The 11,779-nt window shown below is 47.2% G+C and carries 10 protein-coding genes; 2 read left to right on the top strand and 8 right to left on the bottom strand.

Annotated elements, in window-relative coordinates; all coding sequences use genetic code 11:
- Window positions 1-47: 47 nt before the first annotated feature.
- The 7 genes from trxB to uvrA form a co-directional block, all read right to left on the bottom strand.
- Complete coding sequence (gene trxB / locus HMPREF9708_RS04095; RefSeq protein ID WP_006308866.1) at window positions 48-989, bottom strand: thioredoxin-disulfide reductase; 942 nt, start codon at window positions 987-989, stop codon at window positions 48-50.
- A gap of 14 nt (window positions 990-1,003) precedes the next feature.
- Window positions 1,004-2,023 carry an NAD(P)H-dependent glycerol-3-phosphate dehydrogenase gene (locus tag HMPREF9708_RS04090; RefSeq protein WP_006308865.1) on the bottom strand — a complete coding sequence of 340 codons (1,020 nt, stop codon included), beginning with the start codon at window positions 2,021-2,023 and terminating at the stop codon, window positions 1,004-1,006.
- Between the two features lie 17 nt (window positions 2,024-2,040).
- Window positions 2,041-2,868, bottom strand: coding sequence for a prolipoprotein diacylglyceryl transferase (lgt, locus tag HMPREF9708_RS04085; protein ID WP_006308864.1), 828 nt, complete (start codon window positions 2,866-2,868; stop codon window positions 2,041-2,043).
- 3 nt (window positions 2,869-2,871) lie between these two features.
- Entirely contained in the window at window positions 2,872-3,804 is a 933-nt protein-coding gene (hprK, locus tag HMPREF9708_RS04080; protein ID WP_006308862.1) for an HPr(Ser) kinase/phosphatase, read from the bottom strand.
- A 139-nt stretch (window positions 3,805-3,943) separates the two neighbouring features.
- Window positions 3,944-4,261 carry a PspC domain-containing protein gene (locus HMPREF9708_RS08115; RefSeq protein ID WP_006308860.1) on the bottom strand — a complete coding sequence of 106 codons (318 nt, stop codon included), beginning with the start codon at window positions 4,259-4,261 and terminating at the stop codon, window positions 3,944-3,946.
- A gap of 23 nt (window positions 4,262-4,284) precedes the next feature.
- Window positions 4,285-6,105, bottom strand: coding sequence for a DUF4097 family beta strand repeat-containing protein (locus HMPREF9708_RS04070; RefSeq protein WP_040447772.1), 1,821 nt, complete (start codon window positions 6,103-6,105; stop codon window positions 4,285-4,287).
- Window positions 6,106-6,250: 145 nt separating this feature from the next.
- Entirely contained in the window at window positions 6,251-9,076 is a 2,826-nt protein-coding gene (uvrA, locus tag HMPREF9708_RS04065; RefSeq protein WP_040448082.1) for an excinuclease ABC subunit UvrA, read from the bottom strand.
- 176 nt (window positions 9,077-9,252) lie between these two features.
- Here uvrA and HMPREF9708_RS04060 point away from each other — a divergent pair, with 176 nt between their 5' ends.
- Window positions 9,253-9,582: a PadR family transcriptional regulator gene (locus HMPREF9708_RS04060; protein ID WP_006308845.1), complete on the top strand. Its 330-nt coding sequence runs from the start codon at window positions 9,253-9,255 to the stop codon at window positions 9,580-9,582.
- Complete coding sequence (locus HMPREF9708_RS04055) at window positions 9,582-10,571, top strand: permease prefix domain 1-containing protein (protein WP_006308838.1); 990 nt, start codon at window positions 9,582-9,584, stop codon at window positions 10,569-10,571. The genes HMPREF9708_RS04060 and HMPREF9708_RS04055 overlap by 1 nt, the downstream gene beginning before the upstream one ends.
- Before the next feature lie 269 nt (window positions 10,572-10,840).
- On the opposite strand, the gene HMPREF9708_RS04050 is transcribed toward HMPREF9708_RS04055, so the two are convergent.
- Entirely contained in the window at window positions 10,841-11,716 is an 876-nt protein-coding gene (locus tag HMPREF9708_RS04050; RefSeq protein WP_006308836.1) for a hypothetical protein, read from the bottom strand.
- Window positions 11,717-11,779: the final 63 nt, after the last annotated feature.

The following is an 11,779-nucleotide window of genomic DNA, read 5'->3' as shown; positions in this document are numbered from 1 at the left end:
ATCAAATTGATCGACCAGGTTAAGGTACAACAATCTTGACCGGTCTCTTAAGGAGTCGGTTGATCCGACAGGTCTTGCAGGTATTGGTAGGCCATTTGTCCAGCATGGGCCCCGTCACCTACGGCCGTCGCAATTTGTCTCAGAGGAGTCTGCCGGACATCCCCGACGGCCATCAGACCTGGAATGGAAGTCTCCATTCTTTCATTCGTTAGAACCCATCCTTGTGAATCTGTCACACCAAGATGGGCAACCAGTTGGGAATTAGGAATTAAGCCCACATAGACGAAGACTCCTTGGCAGGGGAAAAAACGCCGCTCACCAGTCGTCACATGTCTCAATTGAACCCCTTCAACCTGCTGGTCCCCTACAATTTCCTCAACGACACTCTCCCAGATAAAATCAACCTTGTCATTATTAAAGGCCCGATCTTGTAGAATCTTTTGAGCTCTCAATTGGTCACGGCGGTGCACAATCGTCACTTGGTCCGCAAATTGAGTCAAATAGGTGCCTTCTTCGACAGCAGAGTCTCCGCCACCAACCACTACTAACTGGCGATTACGGAAGAAGAAACCATCACAAACCGCACAATAGGATACCCCTTTCCCACTGAGAGCTTCTTCACCTGGTACTTGCAACTTACGATGCTTGGCTCCAGTGGCTAAGATCACAACAGGAGCTTCGTAGATCTTCTGGTCCGTTATGACTTGCTTCATCAAGCCTTGAACTTCCACTGCTTGAACAGTTGCGCTGACATGCTCAGCACCGAAAGCCATGGCCCCTTGATAGATCTTCTCAGCCAGTTCAGGGCCTGAAATCAAGGCATAGCCAGGATAATTCTCAACATCTGCCGTATTATTGATTTCTCCACCTGGCAAACCTTGTTCAATGATCACGGTCTTTAGGTTGGACCGGGAGGTATAGAGGGCGGCAGTTAACCCTCCTGGGCCAGCGCCAATCACCACAACGTCTGCTTGTATTATCTCTTTCAACTTCTCATCGTCTCCTATTCTAAATGTTGGGCTAGGGATGCTTCTTGCTTACCTGTCCGGCTCATTAACTGCCGCAAGCCTTGTTGGATATCGGCTCCTTGGTAGAGAACTAGGTATAAACCGTCGGTAATCGGCATATCAACTTGATAGGTCTGTGCTAATTCATAAGCCACCTTACACGTTGACATCCCTTCCACGACCATCCGCACCTCTTCAACAACCTGGGCAGGCGTCAGGCCTTGAGCCAAAAGCTTACCTGCTTGCCAATTCCGGGAGTGAGGACTGGTACACGTTACGATCAAATCGCCTACCCCACTTAAGCCCATAAAGGTCAAGGGGTCTGCTCCCATCGCAACCCCAAGACGGGATATTTCGGCAAGGCCGCGTGTAATTAAGGCCGCCTTAGCGTTATCGCCATAGCCTAAACCATGAAGCGCTCCCGCTCCAAGGGCAATGATATTCTTTAAGGCCGCGCCTAATTCAACCCCTATCACATCTTGGTTGGTATAAACCCGGAAATAATGATTCATAAAGAGGCTTTGAACCGCTTGAGCCGCAGGCAAAGACTCACTGGCAGCCGTAATCGTGGTCAGGTCTTCCCTGGCCACCTCCTCCGCATGACTCGGACCTGATAGAACTACCAAGTCTTGATAAGTTTCGCGGTCCAGAACTTCCTCAATCACTTGGGAAACACGCAGATGACTTCCCTGCTCTAGCCCTTTGGTCACATGAATCAATAAGGGGGGCTGAGTCAAGAGAGGTTTGATCTGATCGACCACTTCCCGAACGGCCTTGGTCGGAACGGCAATTAAGAGAACCTGACACCCCGTAACCGCCTGATTTAAATCCGTAGTGGCTTGAATCGAATCGGGTAAGTTCAGACCCGGCAAATAGGCATGGTTGGTATGGTGGCGGTTTATTTCATCTGCCACCGCTTGGTCTACGCCCCATAACTGAACCCTTGCTTGATTATCAGCCAAGACCTTAGCCAGGGCTGTCCCCCAAGAACCAGAACCAATGATTGTAACTTTCATGATCTTCTCCTTATTCCTTATTGTTGATCGGATGCGGTGTAAGCTGGTAGCGTGCGGTTTTGACGCCGGTAGACAGCCACCCCCAAGCTCACGACAACTAATATCAAGGATAGTGCTTGAGACACCCGAACCGGACCCCAATAGAGACTATCCGTTCGTAATCCTTCAATATACGCCCGCCCTATACCATACCAAACCAGGTAAAAGAGGGCGACTTCACCTTCGATTAGCCATCCTTTACGCCTCCTCAAGAAGCAAATGATTCCCAAGCCCAGTAAATTCCAGACGGACTCATAGAGGAAGGTCGGTTGGTAGTACTGCCCTTCAATCTTCATCTGTTCAATCACAAAATCAGGCAAGTGCAGAGCTTCTAAACGTGCTCTTTCAATTGCCTCCCCATGAGCCTCCTGGTTGATGAAATTCCCCCATCGTCCAATGGCTTGAGCGAGCATAAGGGCCGGCGCTGCAATATCTAAGCTTAATGCTAAGGGCCACAACTTCTGTCGTGTAAGATGAACCACTGTCAAGGCACCACCGATTACCCCTCCATAGATGGCAATCCCGCCCTGCCAAATCGCAAAGACACTCAACCAATCATCCCGGTAGTCGTCCCATGAAAATACTACATAATAAATTCGAGCACAAATAAAACCAATAATAATGGCCCAAAACATCATATCAAAGGCCGCTTCCTGGTCCATGCCCTTCCGCTTGACCTCTTGAATATACAAACCATAACCAGCTAACATGCCCAGACCAATAATCACCCCGTACCAATAGACAGGCCAGGGGCCAAGGTGAAAGGCAACAGGGTCGATGGTAGCTAAACTGATCCACTTGTTCATAACCTAAGCCTCCCGATTGGACTGAATCAGGGCATCTAACTTCTTATTAAAGGTCTCAGTCGCATCAAAGCCCATCTGTTGCGCCCTGAAGTTCATAGCTGCCGCTTCAATAATCGCGGCTAAGTTTCGCCCTGTCTTCACTGGAATTCGGATCTTAGGTACTTGCACATCAAAAATCCGATCAAATTGACTTTGACTTCCTAAACGTTCATATTCAATCTGACCATCATCAATCACCATATCGATAATCAATTCTAATTGCTTCGACCGCTTAATGGCAGACACCCCATAAAGACTCATAATATCAACAATTCCGAGCCCTCTAATCTCTAAAAGATTCTGGAGGATTTCAGGCGCCTCCCCGATCAAGGTTAATTCATCCACCATGTACAGCTCGACCCGGTCATCCGCTACAAGACGGTGCCCTCTTTGGATCAACTCTAAAGCCGTCTCTGACTTCCCAACACCTGATGTTCCAGTTAAGAGCACCCCCATCCCAAAGACCTCAAGGAAGACCCCGTGTTTAGAGAAGCGTTCAGCTAGCTTACCCTCCAAGAAGTTGGTCAGGTTTGCCAGAACCCGACTGGTCTTAGAACGGGCCGAAAGAATCGGAACTTGCATGGCTTGACCGACCAGACCCAAGTCTGCGGGCACTTCAATCCCTCGTGCAATCACTATAGCTGGAGGGTTTTCCCGGCAAACCCGCTTATATTGCTTTAACCGGTCAGGGGCAGATAGGGAATTTAAATAGGAAATCTCTGTTCGCCCTATCAGCTGTAACCGCTCATCAGGAAAAAAGTCATTAAAGCCAGCTAGAAAGAGCCCCGGCCGCGACACCTCAGAAGAAGTGATCTTATTCGACGCAAATTCCTCACCATAAATGAGGTCAACATCCAGCGTATTGGTTAATTCTTGGACCGTCACATATCGTTTCACGGCTTCTCCTCCATTCCATTTCTTGGATCAAATATTATCATACAATTTGCTGAATGACTAGCAAGGGGCCCCTTCATCCTTGATGAATACAGTCCGATATCAAACAAAAAAAACTGGGAAAATCCCAGTTTTTTAGCCTTTAGAAATCGCTCCAGTCCTCTTCATCTTCAGGCGTCACATCTTGACGAGGGCGTGATGTGAAGTTTCCTCCTCCGCGTGTAAAAGTCTGCCGGTCTCTTTGGTGCTTACGACGGTTGCCAGAAACCTGGTAATCATAAGGAACCAAGAGGGCCATGATGAAGTATGGGATAAACCCTATACCATAAGAGAAGAAAAAGACTAAAAAGATAATACGAACGAGTGTCGAATCAATGTTGAAATACTCTCCAATCCCACCGCAAACACCTAAGATCTTGTTGTCGGTCGAAGACCGGGTTAAACGTTTTGTTTGTGACATATTATTTCCTCCTTATAGAATGCTTACTTGCTGTGAACGTCTGCTTCTTTCAGATAAATATCTCCCATATTCGTTTGTAGGTCGAGTTGGAATAGACCCGCTTGTGAATCTCCTTGACGAGAGAGGTGGATTTCCCGTCCTTGACGTGAGCGGTCTTCTTGGTCTAACTGGCTAATGCGGTACTTGCAATCTCCCATTGTTGTCTCTAAGTCCGCTTCGATCCCCTGGGAAGCTGGGAAGCTAATTTTGATATCTCCTCTCACATTCTCAACGACCACATGAGAAGGTCCTACATTCTGCTTGGTAATATAGCAATCTCCATTGACGGTCTCGGCTTCCAAATCATGTACAGTCCCAACTATCCGAATGTCACCATTCACATTTTCGATGCTGAGAGAATCTAACTCACATTCACTCACAGTGATGTCGCCACTGACTAATTCCACCTGCGTCAATTCCGCCTTGACTTGATCTAATTGAATATCCCCATTCGTAGATTCCAAGCTCAACTGGCGACAGGACAATGCTTCAAGCTTGATATCCCCCTGTTGGCTCTCAACTTCCAAGTCATCGGTTTCAATTCCTTTGATTTGAATATCCCCATTAGTCGAAGCTAGGCTTAGCTGGTCATAAGCTTTGGCTGGAACTTGCAAGTGCACATCCATACCTAAGCGGTTTATATCTGAATGCACAATGAGGGTATCATTGACGACTTCGACCGTCACCAAGTCCTCAACCGTCTCTAGGGTGAGAGGATCCATATTTCCAAAGTATTTAAAATGGGCATCTAAGAGAACTTGGTCACCTTCTATCACTTCCAGGGTGAGATCGCCATTAAGGGTGTCGACATCGATTTGTTGCAGGTCTTGTCCCTCAAATTGATATTGATGGTCCAGCTCTGAAGTCTTTACCCAAGGGGTATTAATGGTTACTTTTCCTTGCTTTGTCGCTAGGCGGTCAACCGTTGAGCGGACAAAATTCGCAATATCACGGCCGATCCGCTTGCCTTCACGACTCGCTTGTCCGCCTAGGGTGTTCGATTGCTCGTTAACAAAATCATTCACCATACGGCCGGAATTCTTAATGAAGCGTTCAAATTCAGAATCGGAGACTTGGTTTTCTTGGCATTTGTCATACAGCCTTTCTTGGTGGTCCAATAAATAGCTGAGTTCTTCTTCAATCGTTGACACGGATTCTGCTAAATCTGCTTCTTCTTTCTCTAAGGCTTGAACCTCTTCTTCCATCTCTGCTGTCAATTCATCGAGCTCCGCATAAATCTCAAATTCGCGTTGCCGTTGTTGGCAAATTATGATTTGTTCTTGCAGGTCTTTTAATTCTTGGTTGAGGTCTTCAATTTCTTGGGCTAAGAGCTGTCCCTTGGTCTGGCATTCGCTTGCTTGATGAGACTTTTCTTGCTCTGTATCTACAACTTCCTCTGTTTCAGTCTCAGCGATAGTCTCTTCCTCTTCTTCAACCGATGCAGCGTCTGATTGGTGATCCCTATCCTCCGTCTGGGGAGTAGGGGCTCCTTTTCTTGCCTTCGCGCGTTCTCTCTCTTCCAGCGTATCATTAACATCCTTCATGACACTCGAACCCACTTCGCTTAATTCTGAAATAACTTGGGCTCCCGCTCCAATGACAGCGTCAAAGACGTTAGAACCCGCCTTCATCATCGAATCAAAGGTCGATGGACTCTTCTCAACTTTTGGTTGAGAACTCGCCTCAGACTGTTTATCAGACTGTTTAGTGGTTGTGCTGTTACCAGCTTCTAGTAAGCGTAGGGCTTCATCCATCGAGATCACGCCCTGCTTAACAAGTTCGATAATGCGTTCCTTTTCATTCATAGTGTAATCCTCCTTGCATACTGGCATATAAATAATTCTCCTCTTGATGGTCTTATTATCTCAAGGAAATGAAACAAACGCATAGGTCTAGGGGCCGATCTTTATAAAAGAAGACCGGTTCCTTGGAACCGGGTCTTCTAATGAATTAATCTGCTAGGATCTCTTTTAAATAATGTCCGGTATAGCTTTCCGCCACTTGGGCCACCTCTTCTGGTGTCCCTTTAGCAATCACCTGGCCACCTGCTTGTCCCCCTTCAGGCCCCAAATCAATGATATAATCTGCCGTCTTGATCACATCGAGGTTGTGTTCAATAATCACCACCGTATTGCCGGCTTCAACTAAACGGTCAATCACGCTGAGCAGCTTACGAATATCATGGGCATGAAGCCCAGTTGTCGGCTCATCGAGAATATATAAAGTCCGACCAGAGGATACCCGGTGCAATTCAGAAGCGAGCTTCATCCGTTGGGCTTCCCCGCCCGAGAGAGTCGTGGCAGATTGTCCTAAGCGAATATAACCAAGACCTACATCCTGTAAAGTTTGCATCTTACGTGCAATGCGTGGTTGGGCTGCAAAGAAGTCGACGGCTTCATTAACGGTCATGTCTAAGACTTCCGCAATATTCTTACCCTTGAAGCGAACTTCCAAGGTCTCCGAGTTATAGCGGGCCCCATGACAGACCTCACAAGGAACGTAGACGTCAGGTAAAAAGTGCATCTCGATCTTGGTAATCCCGCCTCCTTGACAGGCTTCACACCGCCCTCCCTTAACATTAAAGGAGAACCGCCCCTTCTTATAGCCCCGCATCTTGGCTTCGTTGGTCGCCGCAAACAGGCCACGAATGTCATCAAAGACCGAGGTATAGGTAGCTGGGTTAGACCGTGGAGTTCGCCCAATAGGGCTCTGGTCAATATCAATCACCTTCTCGAGGGCTTCATAACCCGCAATCGATTCAAATTGGCCCGGCTTTTCCTGTGTCGATGTCAGGCGCTTAGCCAAGGCAACCTTAAGAATCCGATTGACCAAGGAGGATTTACCGGACCCTGAAACCCCCGTGACACAAGTCAACCGTCCTAGTGGAAATTGGACATCAAGCTGCTTAAGATTATTCTCACTGGCCCCTTTAATCGTCACCCAGCCCCGGTCTTCGGTTCGTCTTTCAGCTGGGATGGCAATCGCTTCTTGCCCCCTTAGGTATCGGCCTGTTAAGGACTGGTCATTGGCCATCACTTCTTCAGGCGTCCCCGCTGCTATCACTTGGCCGCCCTCTTCACCCGCACCCGGTCCCATGTCAATCAGGTAATCCGCCTGTAACATGGTCTCCTCATCATGTTCCACCACAATGAGCGTATTGCCCAAATCACGCATTTGGACGAGCGAGCGAATTAACCGATCGTTATCCCGTTGGTGGAGTCCAATCGAGGGTTCATCTAAGATATAGAGGACACCACTAAGTTGCGATCCGATCTGGGTGGCCAGTCGAATCCGCTGAGCCTCTCCACCTGATAGGGAACCTGCAATTCGGTCCAGAGTCAAGTAGTCGAGCCCCACATTGTCCAGAAAGCTTAACCGGTCCTTAATTTCCTTAAGAATAGGCAGCGCAATCATCTGGTCATGAGGGCTGAAAGTCATAGACTGGAAGTAGTCCTTAGCTGCTCCAATCGATAATTCCGTCACTTGAGCGATATCCATCTCACCGACTTTGACGCTTAAAGCCTTCTCGTTCAGCCGTTTACCCTGACAGGTTGGACAAGTTAATTCATGCAGGTATTTACGTAAGGCATCCCGCATGGATTCGGATGAAGTCTCACGGTAACGCCGTTCAATGTTGGTCATGACCCCTTCAAAGACCTGGTCCACGGTTCGTCGCTTCCCACTATATAGGGTCTCATAAGTGAATCGAAAAGGCGCATCCGGAGCACCGTATTTGATTTGATCTTGTTGGACCGGGCTCAAGTCCTTAAAAGGAATGTCCATGGGAATCGACTGGCTCTTGGCAAACTGTTCTAACATGGATGCATAATAACCAGACCCCTCCTTACCCCAAGGAGCTAAGGCGCCTTCCGCTAGGGTCAAGTCCGGATCGGGAATGATCAAGTCCTCATCAAAGGTCAAGCGTGAGCCCAAACCATCACAATCTGGACAAGCCCCAAAAGGCGCATTAAAGGAGAACAAACGCGGCTCCAATTCATCCAAAGAAAAATCACAGAAGGGACAGGAATAATGTTCATTAAAGTATAGAGGCTCCCCATCTAGGACATCCACAATCATGTACCCCTCTGAGAAGCGGATCGCGGTCTCGACCGAGTCAAATAACCGCGACCGAATGCCTTCCTTAACCACAATCCGGTCGACGACCACTTCAATGGTATGCTTCTTATTCTTGGCAAGGGTGGGGACTTCTTGTAAGTCATAAATCTCACCGTTGACTCGCACCCGCACGTAGCCTTCCTTGCCAATCTTATCGAATTCTTTCTTATGTTGACCGCGTTGGTTACGGACCACCGGTGATAAGATTTGAATCCGGGTCCGCTCAGGTAATTCCAGAATCCGATCGACCATCTGCTCAACCGATTGCCGTTGAATAGCCACCTGGTGGGTCGGACAGTAGGGAACACCCACTCTCGCATAGAGCAAACGCAAAAAGTCATTAATTTCAGTTGCTGTTCCGACCGTTGAGCGCGGATTTTGGCTGGTTGTCTTCTGGTCAATGGAGATGGCTGGACTCAAGCCTTCAATCGCATCAACCTCTGGTTTATCCATTTGTCCAAGAAATTGCCGGGCATAGGCGGATAGGCTTTCAACATATCGGCGTTGTCCCTCTGCATAGAGGGTATCAAAGGCTAAGGAAGATTTACCTGAGCCAGATAAGCCCGTAACGACCACTAACTGGTCACGAGGAATTTCTAGATTAATATTCTTTAAATTATGGGTACGGGCCCCTTTGATGACAATCTTATTCTTTGCCACTCGAATCGCTCCTTTCACAATCATCGCCTCCCAATTATAGCACAAGCATTCCAGAAGTCCTTGACGAGCGGTCTAGGACTTTAGATGGATTTTGAGTATTTTACTTTACCTATCGTAGTAGTTGGTCTATAATAAAATTACTACGACAGGTTAAGTAATCTTGAGGAGGTGATCGTTTGATCTCAAGTGATCTGATACGTGGCTACAATGATCTCTTTATCCTTCAAATCCTGTCCTGGGGTGATTCCTATGGCTATGAGATTGGTAAACAGATCACGCAATTAAGTCGAGGGGCCTATATCATTAAGGAAACCACCCTCTACACCGCCTTTAACCGGCTGGCTAAGGCCCAATGGATTGAGTCTTATCCCGGCCAAGAGAGCAATGGACGGGCTCGAACTTACTATCGCTTAACAGCTAAGGGGCAAGATGCCCTCCAAATGAAAGTCCAAGAATGGCAAGTGGTCCAAGAAGTCGTCAAAAATATATTAAAAGGAGAATTATAATGGATACTTTACAAGCATACATCGATTCACTCTTCTCAAATATCGAATCCAGCCCTGAAATGCTTCGAATCAAGGCCGAGATGACCCAGAATATGACCGAGAAATATTCAGATCTGATCGCAAACGGTGCCAGTGAACACGAAGCGCTCGGTCGCGTCATTGCTGAATTCGGTGATATTGATGAATTAGTGGATGAAATGAATTTTGCTAAGAAGGAGACGAGCCAATCCAAGAAAACTTTTGTTCCTTTCCTATCTAAGCCAGAAATTAACCAATATATCGCCAAAAAGACACAATTAGGCCTCCTCAATGGCCTTGCCACCTTCATAATCATTGCCTCAGTTGCCCTCTTCATCTCCCTACAAGCCATCTTTGGCGAAGATCGGCCTGGAATTGATGCGATCGGTATCACGGTCATTCTCCTTGCAACTGTCATCTCCGTCGCCATCTACCTCATCAGCCACCAGCGGTCTAAGGATTTGGCCTGGATCGAAAAGGGCCACTACACCCTCAAAAGCCACCAACGCCGCGAAATCGAAAACCTCGCCCAAGATTTCAAACGGACCCACACCATCGCCACCATTATTGGGGTCGCCCTTGTCATTCTACCGGTTATCCCCATTATTATTGTGGGTTCGATGGACCTATCCGAACAAGTCCAACTGATGCCCGTTTCTGGCTTAATCTTCTGTACTGGAGCAGCAGCCTTTCTCTTCATTTACTCAGGTAATATTCGGTCACTCTACCAGCAGCTTCTATCCACGCCAGACTTTAACACAGTCAACCAAGACCCTGAAAAACACCGAAGACAGGTTGAAGCCAACCGGACCTTTGAAAATATTTATTGGCCGCTCGTGCTCATCGTCTACTTCATCTGGTCCTACCGGTCAGGTGCTTGGCATATTACCTGGCTCATCTTATTAGCAGGTAATATCTTCGAACACTTGATCCGCCATCTCTTCAACCTACCCGACCATTCAGAAGACTAATTCCCTATCACCAACTACCCCCTAACCCCAAGGAGCGGTTTCCTTTCAATAGGACCGCTTCTTTCTTATGCTATAAAAAATGACGCGATACGCCTCTATACACCCGTTAATCAGGCTTTACAACCCTCCCTATTAGCTTTGTCTCTAAATGAGATTCCAATCCAACAAAGAAGACGCCCACAAACTGGGCGTCTTTTAGACTGAATCATCTATGTAGGCTTTAGGGCTAGCTAGGGGTCTTCTGTCTGACTTTTGATCAAGAGCCAGGCTTAATACTCCAGCGAGATCACCTGGCTCATGGTCTTGATCAGGTAAATATTCATGAGCGGCAGCAAGAAAAAGATAAAGCCTGCCATCGCTATCAAGAACATCACCCAAATCATGGTAAGGGCATCGCGACTACTTTCAAAGCCGTAAATGGCCGTCACGGAAAAGAAGCCAAAGTAGACCACCATGAGTGCCATTTGAACTAAGAGTGTCTTCAAAATTCTTAGGAAATGATCCCGTCCGATTGCCATCGATTTCGTGATCGTAGCCCAGAAATTATAGCGCCGCTCGACATCATAGGCGATGAAATATTGAATCGGTAAGACAAAAACCGCCATGGCCATGAATAATAGGGAGACAATCACCGCCACCACCCAAGTAAAGCTACCAAAGGATTGACTAGCCGCCCCCACTAACAGAGACGCCGCAAACAAAATCACAGCATAGAGGATTCCAACTACGATTTGCGCGAAGAATAATTTAAGTGGGAGAATCAAACAGTCACCTAAAGGAGTATTGAAATAAGCTGCATCAGCGATCTGTGTTTCAGGATAGTTGACTTTCTGCAATAGGGACCGGTTCATTAAGATGGTAACCAAAGTACTTAATAAGAAGACAAATAACTGGGAGATGACAAAGTAGGAAAGGTTCATTCCCTGTAAAACATCGGTCATCATGTATAACATTTCCTCACGTGGAACATCTGTTAGACCTCGTCCATAATAAGTCATCATCATGATCACATTACCTAGGCCCTCACCCAGGCCAAAAATACTGGCAATCCACCAAATCAGCACATTAAAAATCAAGGCAATCACAAAAATCGCCAGATAAAAGCCGTAATGGCGTCGTAGCTCACTAAAAGATCTCCCTAACATCCTCTCACTCCTCTCTTCTTAGCTTCATTTTAGCTTTATTTAATAACTTGTACAAGAAAGGTG

This window comes from Facklamia languida CCUG 37842, assembly GCF_000245795.1.
Classification (GTDB): domain Bacteria; phylum Bacillota; class Bacilli; order Lactobacillales; family Aerococcaceae; genus Facklamia; species Facklamia languida.
This window is presented reverse-complemented; position numbering and strand designations above follow the sequence as displayed.

What these genes read in the sequence shown, in the direction of transcription:
- HMPREF9708_RS04090 (WP_006308865.1), bottom strand. Translation starts at nt 2,023, where the DNA reads ATGAAAGTTACAATCATTGGTTCTGGTTCTTGGGGGACAGCCCTGGCT.
- lgt (WP_006308864.1), bottom strand. Translation starts at nt 2,868, where the DNA reads ATGAACAAGTGGATCAGTTTAGCTACCATCGACCCTGTTGCCTTTCAC.
- HMPREF9708_RS08115 (WP_006308860.1), bottom strand. Translation starts at nt 4,261, where the DNA reads ATGTCACAAACAAAACGTTTAACCCGGTCTTCGACCGACAACAAGATC.
- HMPREF9708_RS04070 (WP_040447772.1), bottom strand. Translation starts at nt 6,105, where the DNA reads ATGAATGAAAAGGAACGCATTATCGAACTTGTTAAGCAGGGCGTGATC.
- HMPREF9708_RS04055 (WP_006308838.1), top strand. Translation starts at nt 9,582, where the DNA reads ATGGATACTTTACAAGCATACATCGATTCACTCTTCTCAAATATCGAA.
- HMPREF9708_RS04050 (WP_006308836.1), bottom strand. Translation starts at nt 11,716, where the DNA reads ATGTTAGGGAGATCTTTTAGTGAGCTACGACGCCATTACGGCTTTTAT.